The sequence below is a fragment of the Pseudochelatococcus lubricantis genome (assembly GCF_011762225.1).
Classification (GTDB): Bacteria; Pseudomonadota; Alphaproteobacteria; order Rhizobiales; family Beijerinckiaceae; genus Pseudochelatococcus; species Pseudochelatococcus lubricantis.
This window is the reverse complement of sequence record NZ_JAASQI010000011.1, coordinates 1-25,452: the sequence shown is the minus strand read 5'-3', so window position 1 is coordinate 25,452 and position 25,452 is coordinate 1. Positions and strand designations below refer to the sequence as shown.

Annotated in this window: 25 protein-coding genes and 1 pseudogene; 11 read left to right on the top strand and 15 right to left on the bottom strand. The window is 62.4% G+C overall.

What is annotated here, in order from left to right; translation table 11 throughout:
* The first annotated feature begins 8 nt into the window (after nucleotides 1-8).
* The 5 genes from FHS82_RS18480 to aldA all read left to right on the top strand — a co-directional run bounded on the left by FHS82_RS18480 (nucleotide 9) and on the right by aldA (nucleotide 6,025).
* Entirely contained in the window at nucleotides 9-1,895 is a 1,887-nt protein-coding gene (locus tag FHS82_RS18480; RefSeq protein WP_166955700.1) for an ABC transporter ATP-binding protein, read from the top strand.
* A gap of 8 nt (nucleotides 1,896-1,903) precedes the next feature.
* On the top strand, nucleotides 1,904-3,211 hold the full coding sequence (locus FHS82_RS18475) for an NAD(P)/FAD-dependent oxidoreductase (protein WP_166955914.1): 1,308 nt from the start codon (nucleotides 1,904-1,906) through the stop codon (nucleotides 3,209-3,211).
* A 15-nt stretch (nucleotides 3,212-3,226) separates the two neighbouring features.
* On the top strand, nucleotides 3,227-3,931 hold the full coding sequence (locus FHS82_RS18470; RefSeq protein ID WP_166955698.1) for an SDR family NAD(P)-dependent oxidoreductase: 705 nt from the start codon (nucleotides 3,227-3,229) through the stop codon (nucleotides 3,929-3,931).
* Nucleotides 3,932-4,002: 71 nt separating this feature from the next.
* Nucleotides 4,003-4,431, top strand: a complete 429-nt coding sequence (locus FHS82_RS18465; RefSeq protein WP_166955697.1) for a Rid family hydrolase — start codon at nucleotides 4,003-4,005, stop codon at nucleotides 4,429-4,431.
* 109 nt (nucleotides 4,432-4,540) lie between these two features.
* A complete protein-coding gene (gene aldA / locus FHS82_RS18460; protein ID WP_166955695.1) occupies nucleotides 4,541-6,025 on the top strand; it encodes an aldehyde dehydrogenase in 1,485 nt (494 codons plus the stop codon).
* Nucleotides 6,026-6,383: 358 nt separating this feature from the next.
* Here the strand turns inward: aldA and FHS82_RS18450 are convergent, their stop codons facing one another.
* The 4 genes from FHS82_RS18450 to FHS82_RS18435 form a co-directional block, all read right to left on the bottom strand.
* Nucleotides 6,384-7,286, bottom strand: coding sequence for a diacylglycerol/lipid kinase family protein (locus FHS82_RS18450; RefSeq protein WP_166955692.1), 903 nt, complete (start codon nucleotides 7,284-7,286; stop codon nucleotides 6,384-6,386).
* A 29-nt stretch (nucleotides 7,287-7,315) separates the two neighbouring features.
* Nucleotides 7,316-8,197 carry a phosphatase PAP2 family protein gene (locus tag FHS82_RS18445; protein WP_166955690.1) on the bottom strand — a complete coding sequence of 294 codons (882 nt, stop codon included), beginning with the start codon at nucleotides 8,195-8,197 and terminating at the stop codon, nucleotides 7,316-7,318.
* 91 nt (nucleotides 8,198-8,288) lie between these two features.
* Nucleotides 8,289-9,089, bottom strand: coding sequence for an ABC transporter permease (locus tag FHS82_RS18440; protein ID WP_166955688.1), 801 nt, complete (start codon nucleotides 9,087-9,089; stop codon nucleotides 8,289-8,291).
* Complete coding sequence (locus FHS82_RS18435) at nucleotides 9,086-9,736, bottom strand: ATP-binding cassette domain-containing protein (RefSeq protein WP_208394338.1); 651 nt, start codon at nucleotides 9,734-9,736, stop codon at nucleotides 9,086-9,088. Before FHS82_RS18435 ends, FHS82_RS18440 begins: the two co-directional genes overlap by 4 nt.
* A 530-nt stretch (nucleotides 9,737-10,266) precedes the next feature.
* Between FHS82_RS18435 and FHS82_RS18430 the strand changes: the two genes are divergently transcribed.
* Nucleotides 10,267-10,842, top strand: coding sequence for a hypothetical protein (locus FHS82_RS18430; protein WP_166955684.1), 576 nt, complete (start codon nucleotides 10,267-10,269; stop codon nucleotides 10,840-10,842).
* A gap of 99 nt (nucleotides 10,843-10,941) precedes the next feature.
* On the opposite strand, the gene FHS82_RS18425 is transcribed toward FHS82_RS18430, so the two are convergent.
* The gene (locus FHS82_RS18425; RefSeq protein WP_208394336.1) at nucleotides 10,942-13,917 is read right to left on the bottom strand and encodes an HAD-IC family P-type ATPase; all 2,976 of its coding nucleotides are present in this window, start codon (nucleotides 13,915-13,917) and stop codon (nucleotides 10,942-10,944) included.
* A gap of 87 nt (nucleotides 13,918-14,004) precedes the next feature.
* Between FHS82_RS18425 and FHS82_RS20950 the strand changes: the two genes are divergently transcribed.
* Entirely contained in the window at nucleotides 14,005-14,331 is a 327-nt protein-coding gene (locus tag FHS82_RS20950) for a hypothetical protein (protein ID WP_208394334.1), read from the top strand.
* Nucleotides 14,332-14,652: 321 nt separating this feature from the next.
* On the opposite strand, the gene FHS82_RS18420 is transcribed toward FHS82_RS20950, so the two are convergent.
* From FHS82_RS18420 to FHS82_RS18410, 3 genes are all read right to left on the bottom strand, one after another.
* On the bottom strand, nucleotides 14,653-15,462 hold the full coding sequence (locus FHS82_RS18420; protein WP_343042622.1) for a COG4705 family protein: 810 nt from the start codon (nucleotides 15,460-15,462) through the stop codon (nucleotides 14,653-14,655).
* Nucleotides 15,463-15,472: 10 nt separating this feature from the next.
* A complete protein-coding gene (locus FHS82_RS18415; protein ID WP_166955662.1) occupies nucleotides 15,473-15,736 on the bottom strand; it encodes a hypothetical protein in 264 nt (87 codons plus the stop codon).
* A gap of 357 nt (nucleotides 15,737-16,093) precedes the next feature.
* Nucleotides 16,094-16,441 (bottom strand): PepSY domain-containing protein, encoded by a 348-nt coding sequence (locus tag FHS82_RS18410; RefSeq protein ID WP_166955660.1) that lies wholly within the window; start codon nucleotides 16,439-16,441, stop codon nucleotides 16,094-16,096.
* A 122-nt stretch (nucleotides 16,442-16,563) separates the two neighbouring features.
* Here FHS82_RS18410 and FHS82_RS18405 point away from each other — a divergent pair, with 122 nt between their 5' ends.
* From FHS82_RS18405 to FHS82_RS18395, 3 genes are read left to right on the top strand one after another with little or no spacing between them, the layout of a single operon-like run.
* The gene (locus FHS82_RS18405; protein ID WP_166955658.1) at nucleotides 16,564-16,854 is read left to right on the top strand and encodes a PepSY domain-containing protein; all 291 of its coding nucleotides are present in this window, start codon (nucleotides 16,564-16,566) and stop codon (nucleotides 16,852-16,854) included.
* A 2-nt stretch (nucleotides 16,855-16,856) separates the two neighbouring features.
* Nucleotides 16,857-17,513, top strand: a complete 657-nt coding sequence (locus FHS82_RS18400) for a response regulator transcription factor (RefSeq protein WP_166955656.1) — start codon at nucleotides 16,857-16,859, stop codon at nucleotides 17,511-17,513.
* Nucleotides 17,514-17,522: 9 nt separating this feature from the next.
* A complete protein-coding gene (locus tag FHS82_RS18395; protein ID WP_166955654.1) occupies nucleotides 17,523-18,893 on the top strand; it encodes a sensor histidine kinase in 1,371 nt (456 codons plus the stop codon).
* 137 nt (nucleotides 18,894-19,030) lie between these two features.
* Here FHS82_RS18395 and FHS82_RS18390 read toward each other — a convergent pair whose 3' ends face one another.
* From FHS82_RS18390 to FHS82_RS18365, 6 genes and pseudogenes are all read right to left on the bottom strand, one after another.
* Nucleotides 19,031-20,329 (bottom strand): ATP-binding protein, encoded by a 1,299-nt coding sequence (locus FHS82_RS18390; RefSeq protein WP_166955652.1) that lies wholly within the window; start codon nucleotides 20,327-20,329, stop codon nucleotides 19,031-19,033.
* Nucleotides 20,330-20,332: 3 nt separating this feature from the next.
* Complete coding sequence (locus tag FHS82_RS18385) at nucleotides 20,333-20,989, bottom strand: response regulator (protein WP_166955650.1); 657 nt, start codon at nucleotides 20,987-20,989, stop codon at nucleotides 20,333-20,335.
* 221 nt (nucleotides 20,990-21,210) lie between these two features.
* Entirely contained in the window at nucleotides 21,211-21,837 is a 627-nt protein-coding gene (locus FHS82_RS18380) for an ankyrin repeat domain-containing protein (RefSeq protein WP_377700252.1), read from the bottom strand.
* A 500-nt stretch (nucleotides 21,838-22,337) separates the two neighbouring features.
* Nucleotides 22,338-23,002, bottom strand: a pseudogene (locus tag FHS82_RS18375) (zinc-binding dehydrogenase); the annotation flags it as partial.
* 35 nt (nucleotides 23,003-23,037) lie between these two features.
* Nucleotides 23,038-23,199 carry a hypothetical protein gene (locus FHS82_RS18370; RefSeq protein ID WP_166955644.1) on the bottom strand — a complete coding sequence of 54 codons (162 nt, stop codon included), beginning with the start codon at nucleotides 23,197-23,199 and terminating at the stop codon, nucleotides 23,038-23,040.
* A gap of 86 nt (nucleotides 23,200-23,285) precedes the next feature.
* Nucleotides 23,286-23,756 (bottom strand): cupin domain-containing protein, encoded by a 471-nt coding sequence (locus tag FHS82_RS18365; RefSeq protein ID WP_208394333.1) that lies wholly within the window; start codon nucleotides 23,754-23,756, stop codon nucleotides 23,286-23,288.
* A gap of 82 nt (nucleotides 23,757-23,838) precedes the next feature.
* On the opposite strand from FHS82_RS18365, the gene FHS82_RS18360 reads away from it, so the two are divergent.
* Nucleotides 23,839-24,450 carry a TetR/AcrR family transcriptional regulator gene (locus FHS82_RS18360; RefSeq protein ID WP_208394332.1) on the top strand — a complete coding sequence of 204 codons (612 nt, stop codon included), beginning with the start codon at nucleotides 23,839-23,841 and terminating at the stop codon, nucleotides 24,448-24,450.
* Between the two features lie 416 nt (nucleotides 24,451-24,866).
* On the opposite strand, the gene FHS82_RS18355 is transcribed toward FHS82_RS18360, so the two are convergent.
* Nucleotides 24,867-25,121: a type II toxin-antitoxin system Phd/YefM family antitoxin gene (locus FHS82_RS18355; protein WP_166955640.1), complete on the bottom strand. Its 255-nt coding sequence runs from the start codon at nucleotides 25,119-25,121 to the stop codon at nucleotides 24,867-24,869.
* Nucleotides 25,122-25,452: the final 331 nt, after the last annotated feature.

The following is a 25,452-nucleotide window of genomic DNA, read 5'->3' as shown; positions in this document are numbered from 1 at the left end:
GGGCATCAATGACATATACTTCCGAAACCCCGACGCCGAAAAACCGGTCCGCCTCCGGCTCTCCGCAATCCCCGGTGCTGGCTGTCGAGGGTCTGAACGTGTCGCTTCGCCGCGGAGCGACGTGGAACGCCGTGGTGCGGGACATGAATTTCCGCATCGACGCCGGCGAAACGCTGGCCATCGTCGGCGAGTCCGGCTCCGGCAAAAGCGTGACCTCGCTGTCGATCATGCAGCTGCTGCCGCAGGGCATCAGCCGTGTCGAGGGCTCCATCAAGCTGTCCGGCCGCGAGCTGCTGGGGCTTTCGGCGGCCGACATGGTGCGCATCCGCGGCAGCGAGATGGCCATGATCTTCCAGGAGCCGATGACGTCGCTCAACCCGGTGCTGTCCATCGGCGAACAGATCGCCGAGTCGATCCGGTTCCACCGCGAACTCAACCGCGCGGCCGCCAAGGCGGAGGCGCTGAAGCTGATGGACCGGGTGCGCATTCCGGATGCCCGCCGCCGGTACGACGATTATCCCTATCAGTTCTCGGGCGGCATGCGCCAGCGGGTGATGATCGCCATCGCCCTGGCTTGCAAGCCCAGGCTCCTGATCGCGGATGAGCCCACGACGGCGCTCGATGTCACGATCCAGGCCCAGGTGCTCGCGCTGATCAAGGAACTGCAGGACGAGTCCGGCATGGGCGTGCTGTTCGTCACGCACGACATGGGCGTCGTCGCGGAGATCGCGGACCGCACCCTGGTGATGTATCGCGGCGACCAGATCGAGACCGGCGCGACGGAGGACATCTTCGCGCGGCCTGCCCAGCCTTATACGCGGGCGCTGCTGTCCGCGGTGCCCGCGCTCGGTTCCATACAGGGGTCGCCGTTGCCGCAGCCCTTCGCGATCTACGACAGCACCACCGGCGAGGCGGATGCCACGGTGCGGGACTTCCCCGACACCCGCCAGCTGGACGCCCCGCTCCTGCTCGACGCGCGGAACCTCGTCGCGCGCTTCAACGTCGGCAAGTCCCTGCTGCGCCGGGCCGCGGCGCGGGTGCACGCGGTGGAGAACGTCTCCCTTCAGCTGGCGCGGGGGGAGACCCTTGCGATCGTGGGTGAATCGGGATGCGGCAAGTCCACGACCGGACGCCTGATCGCGGGCCTGCAGAAGCCCGTTGCCGGCAGGATCGCGCTGAACGGCGAGAACATCGCCGGCCGCTCGCAGCGCTATATCAGCCGGCATGTCCAGATGGTGTTCCAGGATCCGTTCGCCAGCCTCAATCCGCGCCTCACCGTGGGCAAGGCGGTGGCGGAACCCATCCAGGTGCACGGACTTGCGGGCGGGCGCGAGCAGGAGGAGATCGTCGCGAACCTGCTGCGGCGTGTCGGCCTGTCGCCGGACGTCGCGCGGCGTTACCCGCATGAGTTCTCGGGCGGTCAGCGCCAGCGCATCTGCATCGCGCGCGCCCTCGCCCTCAAGCCCGGCATGATCGTGGCCGACGAGGCGGTGTCCGCGCTCGACGTATCGGTGAAGGCGCAGGTCGTCAACCTGCTCCTGGAGCTGCAGGAGGAGCTGAAGCTCGGCCTCGTGTTCATCTCGCACGACATGGCAGTGGTGGAGCGCATCAGCCACCGCGTCGCCGTCATGTATCTCGGCGAGGTGGTGGAGACCGGCTCCCGCGCCGACGTGTTCGGCAATCCGGGCCACCCCTACACGCGCCGCCTGCTCGACGCCGTGCCCATTCCCGATCCGGCGCGGCGCTACAGCCGGCGCGCCACCGCCGCCCGGGAGCTGGCGAGCCCTATCCGGCCGCGCGACTACGTGCCGCCGGTACGCGAATACAAGGAAATCAATCCTGGGCATTTCGTCCAGGTTCCCGGCCCGGAGTGGGCCGATGAGTCCCGAGGTTGATCATGGCAATGTCCATCCCCGTCGCACCGTTCGAGGGCGATCCCTCCTTGCCTGAAAAAGTCGATGTCGCAGTCATCGGGGGCGGCATCATCGGCGTCATGACCGCGCTCACCCTGGCGGAGCGCGGCGTATCCGTGGCCGTGTTCGAGAAGGGACAGATCGCGGGCGAGCAGTCGGGGCGCAACTGGGGCTGGGTGCGGCAGATGGGCCGCGACGTGGCCGAGTTGCCGCTGACGATGGCAAGCCTGCGGCTCTGGGGTCAGCTCAACGAGCGCATCGGCGCCGAGACCGGCTTTCGCCGCACCGGCATCACCTATCTGTGCTACAATAAGACCGACCTCGCCAACTGGGGCGGATGGCACGAGAAGGGCAAGCAATACGGCATGGAGTCGCGCATGCTGTCAGCTCAAGAGGTGACGGAACTGCTGCCCGGCTCCGCCGGGGGCCTGCTCGCCGGCCTGCATACGCCCACCGACGGCAGGGCCGAGCCGTGGATCGCCGCTCCCGCCATCGCAGAGGCGGCGCGACGCAAGGGCGCGCGAATCCTCACCGATTGCGCGGTGCGTGGCATCGAGACCGCCGCCGGGCGGCTCTCCGCCGTCGTCACGGAGCGCGGCACGGTGCGCTGCGGCGCCGCCGTGCTGGCGGGCGGCGCCTGGTCGCGCCTGTTCGCGGGCAACCTCGGCATCGACTTCCCGCAGCTCAAGGTCATCGGCACCGTCGCGCGCGTGACGGGAGTGGAGGGCATCGCGGAGATGCCGGTCGGCGCCGGCAACTTCGCCTACCGGAAGCGGCTCGACGGCGACTACACGGTGGCGCTGCGCAACGCCAACATCGCCCCGATCCTGCCGGACAATTTCCGGCTCGCCTTCGAATACCTGCCGTCGCTCCTGCAGACCTGGCGCGAGCTGAAGCTGCGGTTCGGGGCGAGCTTCTTCAGGGAGCTGGCCGTCAAGCGCAGCTGGTCCAACGACGCGCGCACCATATTCGAGGAGGTGCGCACCCTCGATCCCCCGCCCAACCACGCCTTCACCCGCACGGCGCTCGCGAACCTCTCCCGCGCCTATCCGGCCTTCGCCCGTGGGCACGTTGTGCAGGAATGGGGCGGCGTGATCGATGTGACACCGGACGCCGTGCCGGTCATCAGCGCCATCGGCACCCTGCCCGGCTTCTATATCGCCTCGGGCTTCTCCGGCCACGGTTTCGGCATTGCCCCCGCAGCCGGGCAGCTCGCGGCCGACCTCGTGATGGGGACGACGCCCATCGTCGACCCCAAGCCTTTCAGCATCGCGCGGATGCGCCCCAAGCTCAAGTAATCCGGGAGACGGGCCATGACGGAGAATGTCACGCGCCGTGTGGCGATGATCAGCGGCGCATCACGCGGCATCGGCGCGGCCATTGCGCAACGCCTGGCTGACGCCGGCTGGGCGGTGAGCCTGGGATTGCGCAACCCGGACCGCTGCCCGGTCTCTGGCGAAGCCGTCCTCGTCAGCCGTTTCGACGCCGAGGAGCCCGCCACGGAAGCAGCCTGGGTCGCGCAGACGCTGGAGCGTTTCGGCCGTCTGGACGGCCTGGTGCATAACGCGGGCATCATGCTGCCGACGCCGGTGCTGGAGGCGACTGACGCGGAGTTCGACCGCATCTTCGCCGTCAATGTCCGTTCGCCCATGCGCCTGACGGCGCTCGCCTGGCCCCATCTGGCCCGCGACGAGCCCGGGCGGATCGTGCTCATCGCCTCGCTGTCCGGCAAGCGCATCAAGTCGGAGAAGTCCGGCCTCTACGGCATGTCGAAGTTCGCGCTGATGGGGTTTGCGCATGCGCTGCGCCAGAGCGGGCGCGACAATCGCGTGCGCACCACGGCCATCTGCCCGAGCTTCGTTGCCACCGACATGAGCAGCGCGCTGACGCAGCAGGACGCGAGCCATCTCACCCAGCCCGAAGATCTCGCGCGGATCGTGCAGGCCGTGCTGGAACTGCCGCCGACGGCAAGCATCGCCGAGATACCGGTCCACTGGACGGTGGAGGAGTGTTTCTGAGTTCACCGGAAAGGTTCCCTGAAGGGTTCCCCAAGCAAAGTTTGCAAGCCACAAGCTGAAAGGATGTTTTCATGACGACCCCGCAGATCATCAAGCTCAATTCCGGCAGCCCCATGGAGACCCGCGACAGCTATTCCCGCCTCGTGGTGGTGGATAACTGGATCTTCGGCTCCCTGACCGCGGGCCGCAACTACCAGACGCGCGAGCTGTCGTCCGACCCGGCCGAACAGGCCCGGCAGTGCATTGCCAACATCAAGGGCGCGCTCGAAGCCGTCGGCTCCAGCCTCGCGGACGTGGTGCGCGCCAACATCATCATTCCCTCGCGTGAGGACATTCCCGTCGTGCTGCCCGTCGTGGCGGAAGCGTTCCGGGGCATCGACCCTGCCAACGTGCTCACCTGCGCGCCGCTGTCGCTCGCGGACTTCAAGGTGGAAATCGACATCACCGCGTATCGCGGCGCGGGAGCCGCCGCCCAGCAGCGTCTGAAGGTCACGCTCTGACGGCGAGAGAGGCGCGCGGACATCCGCGCGCCTGAAACAGCGCAAGACAAACCGGGAGACGGACAAGGGCCATGTCCTGAGCCGTTCCCGCTCAAAGGAGGAAACCAGCATGACGTCACCCCGCCCCCTGCGTCCGCACACCGCTAACTTCTCCGGCACGCCCGTGGACTATCGCAACTACGTCGACGGCGCGTTCGTCGACGGCGCTTCAGGCCTTATCGAAGTCACCAATCCTGCCACGGGCGCCCTGCTCGGCCGCATCCCCGAGAGCAGCCCGGACGTCGTGGACGCCGCCGTGACTGCCGCCCGCAAGGCCCAGCCCGCGTGGGAGAAGTTGCCCGCGATCCAGCGCGCCGGCTATCTGCGGCAGATTTCGAGCAAAATCCGCGAGCACCGGCTGGAACTCGCCGACGTCATCGTGAAGGAACAGGGCAAGGTCAGGGGTCTCGCGCAGGTCGAGGTCGACTTCACGGCCGACTACATCGACTACATGGCCGAATGGGCCCGGCGCCTTGAGGGAGAGGTGCTGACCAGCGACCGGCCGAACGAGACCATCTTCCTGCTCCGCAAGCCCATCGGCACGGTGGCCGGCATCCTGCCCTGGAATTTCCCCTTCTTCCTTATCGCCCGCAAGCTCGCGCCAGCCCTCGTGACGGGCAATACCATCGTCATCAAGCCGAGCGAGGAAACGCCGATCAACGCCTTCGTGTTCGCGGAACTCGTGGCTGAAACCGATCTGCCGCGCGGCGTCTTCAACCTCATCGGCGGACAGGGAGCGACATCGGGCGAGGCACTGGTCACGCATCCGGGCATCGATCTCGTCACTTTCACCGGCAGCGTGGGCACCGGCTCGCACATCATGCAGGCCGCGGGCAAGAACCTGACCCGCGTCAATCTGGAGCTGGGCGGCAAAGCGCCGGCCATCGTGCTCGCCGATGCGGACCTCGATCTCGCCGCGAAGGCCATCTACGATTCCCGCGTCATCAACACGGGACAGGTCTGCAATTGCGCCGAGCGCGTGTATGTCGAGCGCCCGGTTCATGACGCGCTGGTGGAAAAGCTCAGGGTGCTTTTCGACGCCACCCGCTATGGCGACCCGTCGTTGGAGGAAGATCTCCATATGGGACCGCTGATCAACCGGGCGGGCCTCGACAAGGTCAGCCGCGCGGTGGAGCAGGCACGCAGCGACGGCGCGACGGTCGTCACCGGCGGCAAGGTTGCCGACAGGCCCACCGGCTTCCACTATGAGCCTACGCTCATCATCGGCGCCCGCGCCGACATGGACATCATGCGGCGCGAAACCTTCGGCCCCGTGCTGCCCATTCAGGCCGTCGACAGCCTCGACGAGGCGATCGCCCTGGCGAACGACTCCGAGTACGGCCTCACCTCGTCCATTTACACGAGCAACATCAACTCCGCGCTTCGGGCGAGCAGGGAGCTGAAGTTCGGCGAGACCTACATCAACCGGGAGAATTTCGAGGCCATGCAAGGCTTCCACGCGGGACGCCGCAAGTCCGGCATCGGTGGCGCCGACGGCAAACACGGCCTTTACGAGTTCACCGAGACGCACGTGGTCTATATCCAGGGACACTAGAATTTTTATCATTTTGATTGAAGCAAAGGGCTGAAAAACTCTTGAGCCCGCGCGGCGTTTGAGCGTTGAAAAAGCAAAGCTCTTTCTGCCGCTGACAAATGCTGAAGTGTTTCTATCAAATACAGAAACACTTCAGAGCGCGTTCCAATCAAAATTCGCTCAAAATAAGGAACCTGGAATCTGTCCTGTTTCAACGTAAACAGGACAGATTCTATTCCGCCATCCCGTCGGCGGACTGCTCCGCGATCATGATCGTGGGCGAATTGGCGTTGCCCGAAGTGAGCTTCGGCACGATCGATGCGTCAGCGACCAGCAGGCGCCCCAATCGACGAAAGCAGGCAAGAAGCGCCTGCAGGGCTCAATCCGATCCTTTGCATCCCGAAGGTACATGCGGCAGAATAAGTGTGAGCTTTCTGGAGTGGGTCCTGATATCCAGGGGTAGTTCTCCAAGTATTTCGCCGTCGATTTGAACGGGCACGTCCCGTTCTCCGCAAATCTTTACCCAGGCAGCGGTTTCCAGAGTAACGCCCGGACCAAAACGCAGGCGGCCGATAGCAAGCGTGGAGAGTTGGGCTAGCCGCATCAGGGGGCCGCTGCCTTTCATGCACAATACCTGGAATTGCGCTTCACCAAGATCGGCCTCGGGCGCCAGCATCAGGTTCGCCGCATAGCGCTTCGTTCTGGTAACGATGATCCAGCGCGCCTCCGTCACCCCGCGGTCGGTTTCCATCCGCAGCAGCCTGTCGCGATGGGACGCAAGCGCACGTAGCACCGGCCCCACCAGTCCCGTCCGCCCAAAGCTGCGCGTGCCTTTCGATTCGAACTGCCGCACGGCCTCGGCATCGAACCCGACGCCCACGACGAAGAGAAATGGCCGCCCGTTGACTTCTCCAACCGGGATCGTCCGTTCGGAACCTTCAAAGAGTGTGCTGGCCAACGCCTCCGGAGAGCGCGGCAGACCGATTTCGCGGGAAAAGACGTTGGCCGTGCCGACGGGAATGATGCCTAGCGGTGTGCTCTGGCCCAGAATACCCTCGGCCACATCGTGCACGGTGCCGTCGCCTCCGGCTGCCACGATCGCATGAAAGCGCCCGCTTTTCGCCGCTGCTTCCGCCGCTGTCATGCCTTCGCCGTGACGCGCCGTCTCGATGACCTCGATGTGGCTGCCAGAGCGCCTGAGGCGGGACAAGACGGCGTCGTAGAGGCGGCGTGTCTCCGACCCGGCGTTGGGGTTGTGGATGATGCAGAATCGCGTGCGCAATGCATTCCAGACGTGTTGTTATCGGAGGGTTAGTCGTGCTTGCCGGCCGACGGTTTCGACGGCAATTGACGTTTGTTCCCTTCGGTGATGCCGAAGCCGATCAGCAGCCAGAAACCACCGACCAAAAATCCCCCCACTACATCAGTTAGATAGTGGACGCCGAGAAACATCCGGCTAAAGCCAATCAGCACGATCAGAACGGCTGTGCAATAGACAACCTCGAACCTTTCGCGGAAATCCGGCATGGCGCGGGCAATGGCATAGGCGATGAAGCCATAGACGGCCATCGCCGCCGTTGCGTGCCCGCTTGGAAACGACCAGCCGGTCGCGTTCACGTCCAGCATCATCTCGGGGCGGTGGCGTCCGATGAGAAACTTGCCAATCGTCGTCGTGGACACGGCACCGAGACACGACACCCAAAGGGAGACGATGATGTAAGTGCTTCTTTGCGGCCAGAGAAAGCCTGTCGCGATGATAACCGTCGCGACGACGGCCGGGGTGCTGCCAAGGTTGGTGATCCAGAGAAAAATGGAAACGAGCGGCTCAACCCGCCACGGATTCAGCGCGGCATTGATCATGTTGTCGCTGCGGATGGTCCCCTGCGCCTCAAGAACGTCCTCCGCCAACCCGCTGAACAGCGCGAAGAGATAAAGCGCGGCAAGCACCATCAGGGTCAAAGGCAGTCCTGTCGGCCGATGGGGATCGACGCGCCGCGCGATCAATGCGAAGAGCGCCGGATAACGTCCGGCAAATCGTGAGAGAAGCGACCGCAGCCTCGTCAATGCTTGCGAGCCGGCCAGAGCGGGTGCCACGTCAGGCGTCATGCCTACGATGAAAAATGCGGCCCTGCGTGTCAGTGCGCGAAGAACCACGATGGCAATCAAGGCGAGGATGATTGTCAGAACGATCATGGCCGGCCCCGAAGCAGAAACGTGTGTGGGCATCGAATGCTCGCCATGGATATCGATGAGGAATGGGGGAAGTCCGTCATGGTGACATGCTCTAGTTTCTCGCGGTCAGACGGTCGAGGCGCAGCCGGTGCCGCTCGTCTGTGATCGCGACGACGCAGAGCTGGGTGGCGGCAATGACGCCGATGGTGCCCGCGCCGGCCAGAAGAAGCATGAGCAGGATCTGGTATCTGGCGGCATCCAGCGGGTCCATGCCCGCCAGAATCTGACCCGTCATGATACCGGGCAGCACGATGATGCCGGCGCCGGCCATCTGATTGATGACCGGAATCAGGCCATTGTGCGTGGCCGAAACGCGGATCCCTCCAAGAGCCAGATAGCGATCATCGCCCAGTGACAGACGCGCCTCGATGGCACGTTTCTCCCGCTGCACGGATGTCAGCATCGCGTTCAGGGCAAGGCTCGTGCCATTCATGACATTGCCGAGTATAATGCCCAGAAGCGGGATTGTGTGCTGTGGATCGAGCCAGGCCGCCTCCCGCAGCGCTGTCGTGAGCGCAAGGCCGGTGACGAATACGGTTGCGATGGTGATCGGCAGGCCGCCAAGCCCGAAACGCTTCCAGCCGCCAAAGCGGAATTGCTGCCGCGAGTAGACTTCATAAGTCGCTGCGACGATCATCGCGGCAAGAACGAGAAGCGTTACCGCCGGCGATGAAATCGTGAAGACATAACGCAGCATCAGCCCCACGAGGAGCAGTTGGGCAACCATCCGCAGGGCAGCGATCGCCAGCGAACGATGGATGTTCAGCGTCAGGAGAATCGAGAGCCCCGAGGCGATCACCAGACTCAAGGCGGCGAGCAGCAGGTCTATGACGGAGAGGTTGATCGGCGTCACGGGGTAACCTCGGCCAGTCCTGCATGCGAGAGCATATAACGGCGATCCGCGATGCGCGCGATCTGCGCCGGATCGTGGGAAACGACGAGCAATCCCGTGCCTTCCCGCTTCACGCGCATCAGCAGCTTTTCGACCTTGAGCGTGGATTCCGGATCGAGCGCCGATGTTGGCTCGTCAAGGAGCAGGAAACGTGGTCGCTGGACGAGTGCCCGCACGAGCGCCAGCCGCTGACGCTCGCCGCTCGAAATATTCTCCGGTGTGGCTTTCATCAGGGTTTCCGACATGCCGAGTTCGGCCAGCAGGTGCTGCGCGGCATCGGGATCCGACATGTGAGCAGAAACAGGGGACGTCCACCATCCGGAATCGGCGGCGACATAGGTCACAAGCCGCCGCCATTGGTTCGCCGGAATCGTTTCCCGCTTCAGATCGCCGACGCGGGCTGTTCCCGTCCCGGGATCGAGGTCCGCTATCAACCTGAGCAGCGTGCTCTTGCCGCTGCCCGATGGACCGGAGATTGCAACGCAACTCCCTGCCACAACGGTCAGGCTGAACGCGGGATGGTCGTTGCCGCGCGACAGATTCTCGACGACCAGAGATTCCGCCGCAGCGATATCTACCGGCGAATACGCGACTTTTCGGTCCACCACATGTAGCATTTTCTTATCAAGCGCCTGAAATGCAGTGAACGCTACCAGATGGCCTCGGACGACACAAGCGGTAGATGACGTCCCCGATAAGGAGAGCTTGCTGGTAAAGACGAACAGTTTTCATGGAATGCAAATCGCCATGGTGTGTTGGCTATGTGCTTGCCTGTCTGTGCCCGGCCAGAGCCACAGTCGGCGAAAACTTCCCCCCGATGCCACAGTATTCTCACGTAGATGACGGAAAAGGTAGACATATACAATCTGCGGAACATTTCCCGTTAGCTCAACGCAGACTGCTTTACTGCTACATTCGCCCGTGATGCTGTTCTCCCGACTACGCACAGATGCGCCATAACGTTGAAAGCAAGCCGGAGAAGGGATCATATGAGGCCGGGGCAAACCCTCGTCGGAACGTTGACTGCCAGGCAGGCACCTGTGTCGGCAGCGTTCACTGGCACTGGTTGCCGCGAGTTTCCGCCTCATCCCCACCATCTCCGGCAAAGCGGCGCCGCGAATGATCGCGGTGCCGCCTGATGGTTGTTGCACGCCGCCGGGATACATCATCCGGCTCGACCAGCGATCAGGAAGACGGCATACGTTCGACCGCTGAATCTGCCAGGCAAGAGCAAGCTGCCTTCGCCGTGTCGCACCGGGTACGCCTGGTCCGTCGCCGTATGTTGATCAATTTGCGCAAGCAGGTCATCAAACTGCACGACGCTGGCTATTCCATCTCGGCGATTGCACACACTCTTGGTATTTCCCCGCGCGACGTCCGCGCCTTTTGCCCGAAGCCGTCGAAGGAAATCCTCAGCGTCAACCGCGTCGAGGAGGTCGCGGACGAGCGGACGAAGCTGACCAACCGTGCCATCAAGACTCTTCTCCGAGGGCGGCACTCCGCGCTCGGCGGGAGCACGGATGAGGCCCGTGCCCGCGCTCTTCCAAAGATCGCCGCGGCCTACACGATGGCGGAACTGCTAGAGGAGCCGGGTATCGGACACTCCACTGCTACGCAGATCGAACTCTGGCTTGAACATCTCGGTCTTCACCTCAGAATGGATACTGACGCGGCATGGCTGTCCAAGCGGACGCGCAAATTGTTAGGCCGATGAATAAAGCGGTATGCATAACCGCGATGCCTGACGGTTCCGCCTCGTCGCGTGCTCCGGTTTTGTTGCTCACGCGCGAGGTTTCGCCCATGAGAACACCAGTCATTCGTCAGGGGCACGCTCTGGACGATGCGGACGAGCCGGACCAGATTTTGCGGCGCTGAAGCGTCGGGTTTTCAGAAGTATCCACCCGGCGACGATATTGATAGCGATGATGGTGAGCCATACCGGCAGGTTCGGCAACTGCAGCGCGAAGAAATCGCGCAGAGGCCGGAATGCAAGCACAAGCAACAAGATTGAAGGCAACACAGCCATGAAGAGCCTATGCCGGAGGTGTTGCGGCCGGGCGAGCAGCCACAGGACAACGAGGCCATTGCCTGCGAGGGCTATCGTCGCCGCGGTTTGCGCCAAACCGGCATAGTCTGGCGCAAGCGCCCGCGCGGCCGTGTAGGCCAGAAGCGTCGCGGCGGCGGCGATCGCCCCGGCCGGCAGCGAAAAACGCAAGACGCGGCCAACAAATCCCGGCCGAACCAACGAACCGCCGTTCGCGAAGGACAGGAATATCCCCGGAATGCCGATCGTGATGAAGCTGATCAGCGTCAAATGCCGCGGCAAAAACGGGAATGGCGCCTGCGCGATACCGATCGCAAGGGCCATCGCGAAGACGTAGGCGGTCTTGGTGATGAACAGATTGGCCGTGCGCTCGACGTTCCCTATTACCCGCCTTCCCTCCGCGATCACGGCGGGCAGTGCGGCGAAATCGTCCCTGAGCAGTGTCAGCTGAGCCACGGCTCGGCTGGCCGCGGTGCCGGAGCCGAGCGCGATCCCGAAATCGGCCTCCTTGATCGCCAGGACGTCATTGATCCCGTCTCCGATCATCGCGACGACGTGGCCGTCAGCGCGCAGGCATTCCACCATCCGCCGTTTCTGCAGCGGCGTCACGCGCCCGAAGAGGTCGCAGCCCTCCACGATCTCGCTGAAGGCGGCAGGATCGTCCGGCAGCTTTCTTGCATCAAAAGCCTGTTGTCCGGGATGCAGGCCCACCTGCGATGCTATGGCGCGGATCGTTTCCGGGTGATCGCCTGAAACGATCTTCACTGAAACGCCCTGCTCCTCGAAATAGCGCACCGTCCGCGCGACATCGGTGCGAATCTTCTCGCCGAGAACGATCAATGCCCGCGGCTGCCGGATGCTCGGCAAGGTATGCGTTTTGCCGGCCAGCGCGATGGGCTCGCTGCTGGAAACGAGCGCCAACACCCGCTTGCCGCTCCCGGCGAGCGCCTGGACACGTGCCAGAAGCGCACCGGCGCCTTCCACGCCAGCGAGAACCACCTCGGGCGCCCCGAGAAGCCATGTTCCCTGACGGGCGAACGCGAAAGCGCTCCATTTGCGAGAAGATGAAAATGGCACCGATCCCGCCACGGACCAGATCGCGGCATCGGGACGCGCGCACGCCTCGCGCAAGGCGAGCGAGCTTGCTGTCGGGCTCGCGTCGTCGTGTGCGAAGACGCCCAGAACATCCCTTACCTCCTCGGGAAGCACGGGCGCGGCGCCGTCCGCCACCGCTCCTGCGGGAACGATCTCCTCCAGCGTCGACTGTCCCTCCGTAAGTGTGCCGGTTTTATCCGCGCAAATCACATCGACGCGCGCCAGCAACTCCACGGCGGCGAGTTCCTGGATCAAAGCTCCCTGGCCGCTGAGCCGAACGATGGCTACGGCCATGATGGTGCTCATCAGCAGCACGAGGCCCTCCGGGATCATGCCAACGATCACCGCCACGGAACTTACAGCCGCGCCCTGCGCGCCAGCGGGACCATAGAGCAACTGGCTTGCGTAAAGCACAACCGTTGTCGGAACGAGAGCCCAGATGGAGTAGCGCAGGATGTCGTTGACGCCGTCACGGAGCTGCGATTGCGACAGCGAAAACTTGCGGGCGACCCGGGCAAGGCGGCGCGCGTACGACGCTTCGCCGATCTGAACCGCCTGCAACCGCCCGCTTCCGCTGACAACGAAACTGCCGGACAGCACCAGTTCGCCGCGAGCCCTGGCAATCGGGTCCGCCTCGCCGGTGAGCAGCGATTCATTGACCTCCAGATCCTCGGCGGCCAGCAGGATGCCGTCGACGGGGATTTGATCGCCCGGGCGGCACTCGACCACATCGTCGATGACGATCTGATCCGTTGGCAGTTCGTGAACTTCGCCATCCCTGACGACACGGGCGCGAGGCGCCACCAGAACGCTCAGTCGGTCGAGCGTGCGCTTGGCGCGCAGTTCCTGAACCACGCCGATTACCGTGTTGGCGACAACGACCAGCCCGAAAACCGCGTCCTGCGTGCCGCCAACGAGAAGTATCAGTATGAAAAGGCCCACGAGCAGAGCATTCAGACGGGTAAAGACATTGGCGGTAAGGATGTCCTTGATGGAGCGGCTCGACCGTTCGATCAAGATGTTCACTTCCCCTCTCTTCTGCCGCTCCGCTACGGCAGACCGGCTGAGCCCGTTGATCGAAACCTCGGGCCGGCCCAGATCCACGACGGAAGGCGGCGTCGGAAGCGCGTCGGCACCCTGGCCGTCGAGATCGAGTACTTTTTCCGGCGCGTCCCTGTCAGCTACGGACTGCTCGATGATTGCCGCGACGACGAGCGCGGCCGAAAGCCACGTGAGCGCCAGCGCCCAGCGACTGATGATCTCGGTTGGCCAGTCGGCACCGAGGTAGACGCGCGCGACACCGGTCAGAACCGCGACGAGGCCGGCGGCCGACCATACCAGCACCTTGTCTTCCCAGGCACTCTGCGTCCGGGTAATCAGGTACGCGACAGCGCCGTAGAAGACGCAGACCAGGGTGTGGCCGAGAAGCAGGTTGTTCAGGACCGCCGGAACAGCCATTGCCGACTCCGGCTGCGGCGGCATGCCGGTCAACCGCTCGGCGACCATATCCAACATCGCCGCGCCCGCCAGAACCGCAAGCAGGAAGAATTGCACACGCGGACTACCGCGGCGGCGGCGCAGGAAAACGACCATGCCGAGCGCCGCGATCGCCATGCCGATGCCCGTTGCCGGCAGGACTGCCGCCTGCATCAGGCTTGTCAGCCAGGGGATCCGATGACCGGCAATGAAGCCGGCGACAGGCATGTCGAAAAAAGCTACCTGATCATATGACAACAGGTGCTCAAGGACATTGCCGAAGAACCAGATGCCAAGGAACAAGGCGCTGAGCGTGATGGAAAAGGACAATCCATAAGCACCGGCGACATCGAAACGGCGCAACAGAAACGCGAGGCCCGCCCGCAGATTCCGCTCGGCCTGCCGGACGCGCGAACGCTGCCGAAGCCCGACCGCGAAACGCCGAACCCGATCCTGATGCGTCGCCATCCAATTAAAAACTGCAACAATAATGAAAAGTATAACCGCGACACAAATCAAAATCAGATTTGTTTCGATAGTGCTATAGGGTTCTTCAATTTCCACGAAGAACCATTTTTCGATCTGTGACAGGATCGACGGATTTTGATTTTCTGGATTCAATGTCTATGTCCGTGCTGTCGGAACTATTTAACATAGTCGCCTTTGCTCGTGACCGCTATCGGCTCGGTGTCTATTTTAAAGAAATATTACACTTTCTCCGATGGAATTATGACAATGTCAGGAAGCCATCTGCAACGAGCTGCTCAACGAGATCGGACCGGCAGACACCTCGTCCGTCCGGGCGAATGTATCGGGACGAACTCCCCACAGCTTCCATCGGACACTGATTGTCGACAAACAGGCAGGCCTGTGCGGCCTGCCTGAATTGCACGCCAGAGTCGGGAGCGATCAGGCCGCTGCCCTTGTTCTCGCCTCGCTACGGGATTGCCGGAGTGTTGCGTAGGCGACGATTGCGACAATGCAGATGAGGAAGATCAGGCTCGTGATAACCGTGCCGAAGCCAAGACCTCCGTACTCGATCGGCTGCGAAAGCAGGTCTCCGAAGGATGCTCCGAGTGGGCGTGTCAGGATATAGGCAAGCCAGAACGCAAGAATGCTGTTCGTCCGCAGAACATACCAGATCACGGCAATCGCCGCGATGATCGCGCCAAACAGCAGGCCCGTCGTGAGATATCCGATGGCGAATTGCTCGGCAACCAGATCGCCAACCGATGTTCCAAGTGCGAAAGTGAAGAGAATTGCCAGCCAGTAAAAAGCCTCTCGACGGAAACTATAGATCGTGTGAATCGAGAGCGTGCCCTCGATCGCATACCAGATTGCGAACGTGGCGGCGAGTGCCGCGGAGAATGCGATGGTGGTGGTTGGCAGGCTGACGCCAAAGTTATCGACCAGGTTATCGGTGACGAGGGTGCCCACAATGCTGATGAGCACCACCGTCGCCCAATACACCCATGGTACGTAGCGCTGCTGCCTGAACTGATAAGCAAGTATGGCGGCGAAAACGGCGCTCATGATGAGCGAGGTCGCCGTCAGACCGAGGCCGAGATTGACGGCGAGATAATCCGCGGCAGTCTCGCCCATGGTCACCGCCATGAGCTTGATCAACCAGAAGTCCACCGTGACCTCCGGCACGCGGTTTGGCCGCAGCTTGGCATTTCCGGTCGGCTCGTTTGCAACGTGAAGTGTGGCGGAAGTCACGGTCGTTACCTCACTTCCCAAGAAGCTTCATGGCATCGGCAAAAAAAGCGTCCGCGCGCTTGTCGTCATCGGCATTGCAGCGCTCGACGCCCTTGGCCTCAAGGTCTTCGACCTTTTTCAAGGTGGCCGCGTCGGGCTTGGCCGTCGCCTTGGCGTCCCTGAATTCCTTGAGTACGTCCTCGCAAGGACGGGCGGCAGCGAAAACGGGACCGGTGGAGGCGATGCCGCAGGCAAGCACAGCAGCCGCGATGGCAGTGGAGATACGAATGTTCATCTTGTCTTCCTTTATTGGAAGCCGCATCATCCTGCGGCCGGAAGACATTGCCTGCTTAAAATGAGCGGCGACTTAGAACACCCCAATTATCGCTCTCGATTGATCATGGCCGGAAACACCGGTCATCCTGCAATGCACCGATCACAATCCATGCTCGCTGCATCGCCAGGAAGAGGAAACGCGGCGGGAGACGGAAGTTGCCGCCGCGCAGGACATGACGCACAGCCATCACCCCGCTGGAACAAAAAAAGCGGGCCAATTGGCCCGCTTCTTCAGCCGCCCGCCGGCGGAGATGGTGGAGACTGTGACTACGCACGACTTTTCTTCACAGTCTCCATAGAGATTTTCGTTCCCGGATCAATCCGACTCGGTTTCGACCTTGACGACTTCGCCGGTCACGGGATTGAACTTGACGTCGATCTTGTTGCCGGAGGAGTCACGCGAACTCACGTCATAGCAACCGTCGTCAGCATCAACACCCTGCACGTTGTAGCCAAGCGCAGTGGCCTTCTCTGTAATCGCGATGACGCTCAGCCACTGATCCCTGGGGTGAGAGCCGCACTTGGAACGCTCGTTCTCCGTCGACTCCGTCTTCTCTACATGCTCCGCCTGCACGGTCGGCACAGTCTGCGCCTGCGCGGAAGCTGCGTAGAGAAGAGCGGCAACGAGCCCGGTGGCAGCAGTGGTTCCAAGAAGCTTGTGCATGAAATAATATCCTCTTGCTTGCTGATCGTGATTCGATCGCCGTCACTATGCTGGCCCTGGAGTGACAGCCAGCCGTCCGCTCCTGTCAGCTTCCTGTCATCTGGAGAGGCAGATAAGAACCCATGCGCATTCTGGCCTTCTTCCTCCTTTTTACCGTGATGGTGGCGGTCGTTGCGGCGCCCCAGGCGGGGGAACGCGAGCGGTTGCCCCCGGGGATCATGTCGGCCAGCGAGTTGATTGGACTGCTTGAAGCGCAACTTGGTGGAGAGATCGTGGAAATCCAGTTCGATGGCAGAGACAAGTCGGGGCGGCCAGCCTACGAGGTCTATCATGTCGATGCCTCCGGCCGGCGCACCGAGCTTAAGGTCGATGCAAGGACCGGCCGCGTGCTGAAACGTGAAACGGACGACTGATCTTGCGGGTACTGTTGATCGAAGACGATTCTCGCATTCGCCGTGATGTGGGCACCGCCCTGGAAGCCGCCGGCTTCGTCGTCGATACGGAAACCGACGGCGAAGTAGGTTGGTACATGGGCGAGAACGAGACTTACGCCGCCGCCATACTGGATCTCGGCCTGCCTCATATGGACGGCCTTGCGGTAATCAAGCGTTGGCGCAACGCAGGCCGCGACCTGCCGGTTCTAATACTGACCGCGCGCGGCTCGTGGACCGAGCGCGTCGAAGGCATCAACGCCGGCGCTGATGACTATCTGCCCAAGCCCTTCCAGATGGACGAACTGATTGCGAGGCTGCGTGCCATCATCCGCCGCTCGGCCGGGCATGCGGCGGCGACCATCGCCGTGGGCGACACCGTTCTCGACACACGGCAGATGCGGGTGACGGTGCGCGGCGTGCCGGTGCCGCTTTCGCCACAGGAGTACAGACTGATCGCCTATCTGATGCTGAACAAGGGCCGCGTCGTGCCTCAGCAGGAGCTTGCAGAGCATCTGCAGTCGGTGCATTTCGAGCGCGCTTCGAACGCGATCGAGGTACTGGTAGGCAGAGTCCGACGCAAGCTTCCGGATGCACTGATCGAGACCCGGCGCGGCTTCGGCTACATGATAGCCGAGTGACGGCCACCCATGCAGATAGCCCGATCCCTCCGTCTGCGTCTTCTCGCCTTCGCGGTCGTCGTCTTGGCCGCCACCATGGTCTTGACCGGACTTGGCCTCACCGCGCTCTTCACCCGCCACCTCGAACGGCGCGTCGGTCAGGAGCTTGACACCCATCTGCGGCAGCTCATCGGCGCGGTGCGCTTCGACGCCGAGGGACGGATGTCGCTTATGCGGGAGCCCGCCGACCCTCGTTTCATGCGCGTGCTGGGCGGGCTCTACTGGCAGGTTGAGGACCGCACCGACGACCAGTTCATCGCCTCGCGATCGCTCTGGAACGAGATGCTCGCCCTCCCCGTCGAACCCAGTCCGCAGGGTGGCGTGGAAGTAAGCCGTATCACCGGCCCCCGCAACTCGATACTCATCGTCCACGAGCGCGCCATCGTCATAGCCGTGCAAGGCGTCGACCGGCTTATCCGCGTCAGCGTGGCGATCGATCGAGCGGAAATCGAGCCGCTCCTCGCCGGCTTCGCGCGCGATCTCGTAGTGGCGCTTGGCATTCTCAGCACGGTTCTGTTAGCCGGCTTTGCCATTCAGATCAGGGCGGGGCTGAAGCCGCTATACACCGTGCGCAACGCCCTCGGCGATATCCGATCCGGCGCGGCGACCCGCCTCGCAACCGACGTGCCGGAGGAGGTCGCGCCTCTTGTTGAGGAAATCAATGCGCTGCTTGCCGCGCAAGAGCGAGAACTAGGCCGCGCCCGCGACCGCGCCGCCGATCTGGCTCACGGCTTGCGCACGCCGTTGACGGCGCTGGCGGGCGATGTGCGACGCCTGCACGACCGGGGCGAAGTCAGCATAGCGCGCGATATCAGCGAAATCGTACAAAGCATGAGCCGCCATGTAGACCGTGAACTCGCCCGCGCGCGTATCCGCCATGGCGGGCCCGGCGCCGCGACACCGCTTGCACGGACGGTAGATGATCTCATCCGTACGCTGGAACGCACGCCTGATGGTGAGCGGGTGCGGTTCGAAAACACCGTGCCTACCGAGATGAAGGTGACCATCGACCCGCAGGATCTCAACGAGATGCTGGGCAATCTGATGGAGAACGCCGCCCGGCACGCGCAATCGCGGGTACGCATCTCGGCAGCGACAGGGAAGGACGCACAGTCGATCTCCGTCGAGGACGACGGCCCCGGCCTTCAGGATCCCGAAAGAGCCACAGCGGCACTGCGGGGCGTCAAGCTCGATATCAACGGTCCGGGCGCCGGCCTCGGACTGGCTATCGTTCAAGACATTGCCAATGCCTACAATGCGGAACTGAAACTTGGTTCGGCTGAACCGGGAGGGCTTGCGGCCGAAATATGGATCCCGCTGACGCACGCCGCACGCCGATAGCCAGTCGCCATTCGCGGCTCCCGACACTCCATGATTTGCCGGAGCGGGAGCGAATGTCGGCCCCTGTCGCGCAAGGCGGCACAGCTTCCTTCAGCATACCGGGGAGCCTGACGGAACTTTCCCGCATCGGCCGTCAGTCACGGAAAGTGGACGGTGGCCCTGAGCCCGGTCTGGTCCCGTCTGTTCTCAAGCGCGATGGTCGCACCATGACGGGCGGAGATCACGCGCGCTATCGCCAGCCCGAGACCGGCGCCCTCGCCCTGCGCCTCGTCGACCCGATAGAAGCGTTCGAAAACCAGCTCGATGGCATCCTCAGGAATTCCCGGGCCTGTGTCTTCAACAATCAGAAGTGGAAGCTCCCTCTCCTTCCGAATCGTCAAGTCTATCGTTCCACCCGCAGGTGTATAGCGCACCGCGTTGTCGACAAGAATCTCCACGAGCGCGACGAGATCGGCCTCATCTCCGCGCACGATTGTCGGTTCGCTCGCTTTCGTCCCGAGGTCGATATTCTTCGCTTGGGCCGAGGCAAAGAAACTGCCGATCACCCGCACAGCGATATCGTCAAGCCGAACCTCGGCCGGGGCGGCTACGGTCGCGCGTGCCTCTTGCCGGGCGAGCTGCAGCAAACGCGAGGTCAGCGCCGACGCCCGACGGATTCCCGAAGTGGCATCCGTTAGCGGGCCATCAAGTGCCGGATCCCGGTTCGCATGACGCAGGTTCTCGATTTGAAGAGACAGCGCGGTCAGCGGGGTCCGAAGCTCGTGCGCGGCATCTGAAACGAATTGCTTCTGTTGTTCGGCTGCAGCGCGCTGGCGGGCGAAAGCCAGGTTCATGGCATCGACGAGCGGGCGCAGCTCCGCAGGCCCGTCGCCGAGCTCGACCGGCTCGGTTTCCTCGGCGGTCCTCCGTTCGACCTGCTCGATCAGAGGGCGTAGCCGGCCGAGAATGGCGCCGACCAGCGCCCAGACGACGCCCCACGACAGCGGTATCGCGACAAGGATGGGGAGCGCCGCATTCCAGGCAGCGTTCTCGGCCAGTTCCTGACGCTCCGCGAGCATTTGCGCAACGCGCACAACGCGCTGTTCGCCGATCAGGGTGAATACGCGCCATTCCCCGGAGGGCGTGTCGAACGTCGAGAACCCCGGAACGATCGTCTCCGGAAAATCGACGTCCGCCCGCGACACGCGGGAGGCACGTCCGTCGGCAAATCGAACTTCGACGGCATAGCCGTCCTCATTGGAAAGGTCTGTGCTGCCGGAATGATCTGAGAAGACCCCGCTCCCGTCACCAATCAACTGGGCAATCTGGCGTTGCTGGAGATCGAGAACGTCCCAGACCTCACGGCGCGCGCTGACGTGGCCGTAGACAGCGGAAGCGACGCCGAGAATCGTGAAGACGACGGAGAAAGCGATGATCAAAGATACGCGCAGGGGCATGGCTTACCGTGGGATCATCCAGCCGGCTCCCCGGACGTTGCGGATAATGTCCTTGTCGAATTTTTTACGGACATAGTAGATCAACACGTCGATGGCGTTGCTCTCGACCTCCTCTCCCCATCCATAGAGTTTCTCTTCAAGGACGTCGCGCGAGAAAATCATGCCCGGCCGTTCGACCAGCGCCTGAACGAGCGCGAACTCGCGGCTCGGCAGCATCGCTTCCAAACCCCGGTAGAAAACTGTGTGGCTGGCAAGATCGAGCGAGACCTCCCCGGCATCCAGCCGGGAAACTGCCTTGCCGGCGTGGCGGCGCAAAACAGCGCGGATTCGCGCGGAAAGCTCCGAAACCTCGAAGGGCTTCACGATGTAATCGTCCGCCCCGATGTCAAGGCCGTGAATGCGGCTTTCGAGAGCATCTCTGGCGGTCACGACGATGATCGGCGTTTCGACCCCGCTGCGGCGAGCCCGCGCGAGCACATCGAGCCCGTCAATCTCTGGCAAGCCGAGGTCAAGCAGCGCCACACCATGGCCGCCACTCTGCAGCGCTTCGAGAGCAAGTTCGCCTGAGGCAACATGATCAACGGAAAAGCCCTCGCTGCCAAGAGCCGTCGTAAGCGCTCTGGCGATCATGTCGTCGTCCTCGACGAGTAGGATGCGCATAGAAAGACTTCCCCGACGCCCGACAGCGCCAACATCACATGCATTCTGCCTGGATTAAAGTTAAGGAGGTCCCGCGTGGATGCTGCCCTCACCCGCCAACCTATCACCTTCAAGCGACGAGCGACAAGCGCTTCCCCGAACCCCGCCAGCGCCGGCTTGTCTGTCAGGTGCTGAAGCGCGGCAGCGGCATGGACGAGCCCGCAATCGAACAAGATCCATCTTCATCGCGCCCCTGCGGCAACGAGCAGTTGTTCGATCTCGTCGTAACCATGGCCGCGTGCGTGTTGAAGCGGCGAGACGCCCTCGCGGTCAGCAAGGTTGATGTCCGCGCCTGCCTTGATGAGCACGTCGACGATCTGTCGGTGGCGTTCGCCGCCGTTGCCGAGGATGACGGCCTCCAGGAGCGCCGTCCAACCGAGGTTGTTCACATGATCGACGTCGACTCCGGCCGCGATCAGCGTACGCACGGTCTCGACATGACCGCGTTCCGACGCGGGGATGAGGGCCGTGCCGCCGAAGCGGTTGGTGCTTTTCAGGTCGGCGCCATGCGTCAGCGTCAGCTTCAGAATGTCCAGGTGGCCCCGCGCGCCGGCATAGAGATACGGGCTGTCGCTGATCTTATCCTTCGCATTGACGTCCGCGCCGGCTGCTATCAGCAACCGTGCGGCGGCGACGTTGTTTTCATGGGTTGCTACCAGCAGGGCGGTGGCGCCGCTGTCGTCGCGCGCCTCGATATCCGCGCCATCAGCCAGAAGTGCTTCGATCCGCGCGACATCGTTTCGTTTCGCCGCCGTGTGCAATGGTGTCGCGTGCAAGGGCGTCTCGCTCATCGTTTCCCCCGCAGCCATGAAAGGAGCGGACGTCAGCGCCAACAGCGCAGCGCCAAGGACGAACGCACGGCGAAGCATGGTCTTGTTCCTCCTCATATCGCGCATCTGGCCGGCAACGCATGCTGACGGGCGCCGACGGCACCTCTCCCGGAAGAGTACCGATCAGACGACCTGATTGCAAAGCCGACATCACGCCGATGCCGCACCGGCGCAGAAACCACCGACGAGCAGAAAATGCACGGAGTTGCCTGACCATCGGCGCGACGCGCAGGACGGAGAGCGGCCTTTCGCTGCTATGCGAGCGAATGACCGAGTGGGGGCTGTTAGAGCGCGTTCCGATCAGAGTTCGCTCAAAATAAAGAAACTAGAATCTGTCCTGTTTACGTTGAAACAGGACAGATTCTAGGCGACTGGCCGCTTTCGGAAAGCGCGAGGCGATAGCCGCTGTCGCGCAGTGCGTGCGGGGGTTCTCAAAAAGGATGGTATTGTGGGAATATATTGCTGTCTTATCGATGTATCTATCGCAGCGCGGGAAGCTCGACAGTCTGGCCCACGACATCGATCGCCACCTTAGCCCGAAGCCCACGGAGCTTCCGCCTTCGAGCAGTTCATGCGCTTTGCCTGTGCGAACCAGAGGAAGCACTGCGCCGATGACAGGCTTGATCAGGCCACGTTCGACAAGGTTTGTCAGCGCGTTGAGCTTGCCTCGGTTCTGACGGGTGAACACGAAATGGTAGGCGGCGTTCTTTCCCCAAGCCTCGATCAGGTTCTGCGGCTGCGCGATGTCGACGATGCTGACCAGCCGTCCGGCATCTGCGAGGGCGAGCGCGCTTTTCGTCAGAGTGTCGCCGCCAATGGTGTCGAATACGACGTTCACCACTTGCCCATGCGTCAGTTCCGCCACGGCTGAGACGTAGTCTTCGGAGGTGTGGTCGATTACCTCGTCCGCTCCGAGCGAACGCACGACTTCATGATTGCTACGGCGCGCCGTCGTGATGACCCGCGCACCTATCGCCTTGGCAAGCTGGATCGCCACCGTGCCCACACCGCCGGCACCACCATGGATCAGAATGGTCTCGTGAACGGCAAGCTGGGCGCGGCTCACCAAAGCTTCCCAGACCGTCCCCCCAACCAGCGTCAGGCTGGCGGCCTCCAGGTGGTTGATGTTTTGCGGCTTGCGGGAAGTCTGAGGGCTGTCCTCCTGCTGGCTGGCTATTTTCATTCAAAGTCCATGGGCGTGGTGGATTGCTGGTCACTGATCTGCTCCAGCGCCTCGAAATCGGCATTGGTCAACCCAGCCTCGCGGCTCAACGCCACCAGAGTTGAGCCGATGCGAAGACGATCAGCGGGCAGAACCGATCTTTCCAAAATGTCGCGCATTTCAGCCTCCGTGTGCAGCACATCAGACCAGTGATCCCGCGCTGTTGTGTTGGCGGCGTTCTGCTGCCAACACCAAATCCGCCGCCCTATTTCGGTAGTGGCCCAAGGATAGCCAGGTTGTGCCGTTCGGCCGCCGCCACCAGGAACGCCATATCGGGGGCGGCCGGCGGAGTGTCGCTAGGCACGCTCGTCTCGGCGATGAAGTCAGCAAAATCGCTTCCCGTCGTCATCAGCAGGATTCTCGCCGGGCCCTCTCCTTCTATACGAAATCCGTGCGGAATACCGCGCGGACCGAAGGCGAAGTCCCCGGCCTGAAGCAAGGTTCTGCCACCCTCCATGATCACCGACATCTGTCCCTCGATGACGTAGAACGACTCGTCTTCGGAATGATGCATATGCCACGGTGACTCGAAGCCAGCCGGGATGATCTGCTCGATCAGGCTGAATTGACCGCCGGTCAGTTCCCGGCCAGCCTTGATCCAGGTCGGCAGGCCGAGAAACCGGCGTTCCTCGACACGCGATGGCATGTTCGTGGCAATGGGTGCAGTCAGGTTCATGGCGCGATCCTCGATGGACAATTGCCTCGATATGAGGCAATTTACCGGAATATAAATTCCACGGAATAGTGTTATCGTCAATATGGAAGATCGAACAAACCGCCGCGCTTATCGCATGAAGGAGCGCGCAAAGACCCAGGATGAAACCCGCGAGCGCATCATTGCCGCGACGATGCTGCTGCACGACGAACAAGGCGTTGCCGCAACGTCTTTCGTCGACGTCGCCAAGCGGGCTGGCATCGGTGCGGCAACGGTCTATAGGCATTTTCCCAATTTGGGGTCATTGGTCGCGGCCTGCGGCGCCCATGTCTGGCAGGAGATGGCACCGCCGATACCCGAACGGGCGCCGGTGATATTCGAGGGTCTCGATCGTTTGGAGGATCGCCTGCAACGCCTTGTCGATGAACTGGACGGGTTTTATCGGCGCGGTGCGCTCCGCCTCAAAAAGGCGTATGCCGATCGGCATCTCATCCCGGAACTGGACCAATTTCTGCGAGCCGTGGAAGCGGGCGTTGCGGCCCTGGTCCGCGAGGCGTTGAAGGACGAGGCCATGTCGGGCACTGCGCTTCAGCTTGTGCTTGCGCTGACGGATTTCCCGGTTTGGGGTTCGATGCAACGAATAAAGTGCGATGACTCGGAGCGACGACTCCTTGCCACGAGGCTCCTCCGATGCGCCATCATCTCGGCGGAATAACCAGCCCATGTCTACGGTTCATGTCGCCGTAGATGCCGCGAGTGAGGGGGCTCTTGAAGGAGGCAAACCCGATCGTGAGCGTCGAACGCCATCTTACGGGTGTCGCGTGGATAGAGGTGCTTGCCAGCACCTTCTTGTAAGCTACATCGTGATTGCCGGGAAGGATGACCACCTGCCATATGTCGAGTCTCTCAAGGCATCTTGTGGAATTTAACGATTTGATTTAATTGATTAATCTATCTTTCCCCCTTGTCAGTCGTCTCGTTGAACGACGCGCCCGCGCCGAGCTTTCTGCGCTTCGACAATGACAATTGCACAAGGGCGGTCCTTCACCCCTTCGACAACACCCTGATCGTGCTCCGAGCTCTAGAGGAAGCTGTAACGAATGACGAGACCAGGCTTTGGTGTCGGGATACTCACCTGGGCTCGGCGCCATACTCGGCAGCCTCGATTGCTGCGAGCGTTTCGTGATCGAGCTCGCCGAGCTTCAAAACCTCGCGCTCCCGACGCTTGAGACGCTCGAAGTGCTCCAGCTCCACGACCGAGAGATAGGCCCCGACGACGCGGCCGTGGCTGGTGATGTTGATGACGCCGGCCTTGATTGCCTCGTCTTGATACTTTCCGAAATTCCGCGAAAAATCGCTCTCCGGAACAGCCCGGGCCTGTGGCATGAACGCCCCCTATCATTTTGCGCAATTTACGCAAAAATTCAATAGTCAACACCGGACTAGACAGTGCAGCGGCGAGAACTCATGCCGGCCAAGCTACTACGGAAAACCCGAATCGCGTATTGCCGCGCAATAAATCAATCCAACGTACATCTCCGCATATTTCTTCGCCACCTGCGGCCGACTGAGAGCGGCCAGGGGGCGCACTGTGCGGAAAATAGGTGTTTCTCGACCGATAGCTAATACCAAGTCTCGGAGATCGCGACTCTCTGTGTCTTCCCAAATCAGCTTGGGTCTGATTCAGTTGTGGGAAGGCAGGAGGTTTGCGATGCCG

Excerpts from the sequence above, each read along its gene's own strand:
- FHS82_RS18480 (WP_166955700.1), top strand. The coding sequence starts at position 9 with ATGACATATACTTCCGAAACCCCGACGCCGAAAAACCGGTCCGCCTCC.
- FHS82_RS18475 (WP_166955914.1), top strand. The coding sequence starts at position 1,904 with ATGTCCATCCCCGTCGCACCGTTCGAGGGCGATCCCTCCTTGCCTGAA.
- FHS82_RS18470 (WP_166955698.1), top strand. The coding sequence starts at position 3,227 with ATGACGGAGAATGTCACGCGCCGTGTGGCGATGATCAGCGGCGCATCA.
- FHS82_RS18465 (WP_166955697.1), top strand. The coding sequence starts at position 4,003 with ATGACGACCCCGCAGATCATCAAGCTCAATTCCGGCAGCCCCATGGAG.
- aldA (WP_166955695.1), top strand. The coding sequence starts at position 4,541 with ATGACGTCACCCCGCCCCCTGCGTCCGCACACCGCTAACTTCTCCGGC.
- FHS82_RS18445 (WP_166955690.1), bottom strand. The coding sequence starts at position 8,197 with ATGATCGTTCTGACAATCATCCTCGCCTTGATTGCCATCGTGGTTCTT.
- FHS82_RS18430 (WP_166955684.1), top strand. The coding sequence starts at position 10,267 with ATGGTTGTTGCACGCCGCCGGGATACATCATCCGGCTCGACCAGCGAT.
- FHS82_RS18425 (WP_208394336.1), bottom strand. The coding sequence starts at position 13,917 with ATGCAGGCGGCAGTCCTGCCGGCAACGGGCATCGGCATGGCGATCGCG.
- FHS82_RS18415 (WP_166955662.1), bottom strand. The coding sequence starts at position 15,736 with ATGAACATTCGTATCTCCACTGCCATCGCGGCTGCTGTGCTTGCCTGC.
- FHS82_RS18410 (WP_166955660.1), bottom strand. The coding sequence starts at position 16,441 with ATGCACAAGCTTCTTGGAACCACTGCTGCCACCGGGCTCGTTGCCGCT.
- FHS82_RS18405 (WP_166955658.1), top strand. The coding sequence starts at position 16,564 with ATGCGCATTCTGGCCTTCTTCCTCCTTTTTACCGTGATGGTGGCGGTC.
- FHS82_RS18395 (WP_166955654.1), top strand. The coding sequence starts at position 17,523 with ATGCAGATAGCCCGATCCCTCCGTCTGCGTCTTCTCGCCTTCGCGGTC.
- FHS82_RS18390 (WP_166955652.1), bottom strand. The coding sequence starts at position 20,329 with ATGCCCCTGCGCGTATCTTTGATCATCGCTTTCTCCGTCGTCTTCACG.
- FHS82_RS18385 (WP_166955650.1), bottom strand. The coding sequence starts at position 20,989 with ATGCGCATCCTACTCGTCGAGGACGACGACATGATCGCCAGAGCGCTT.
- FHS82_RS18380 (WP_377700252.1), bottom strand. The coding sequence starts at position 21,837 with ATGGCTGCGGGGGAAACGATGAGCGAGACGCCCTTGCACGCGACACCA.
- FHS82_RS18370 (WP_166955644.1), bottom strand. The coding sequence starts at position 23,199 with ATGCGCGACATTTTGGAAAGATCGGTTCTGCCCGCTGATCGTCTTCGC.
- FHS82_RS18365 (WP_208394333.1), bottom strand. The coding sequence starts at position 23,756 with ATGAACCTGACTGCACCCATTGCCACGAACATGCCATCGCGTGTCGAG.
- FHS82_RS18360 (WP_208394332.1), top strand. The coding sequence starts at position 23,839 with ATGGAAGATCGAACAAACCGCCGCGCTTATCGCATGAAGGAGCGCGCA.
- FHS82_RS18355 (WP_166955640.1), bottom strand. The coding sequence starts at position 25,121 with ATGCCACAGGCCCGGGCTGTTCCGGAGAGCGATTTTTCGCGGAATTTC.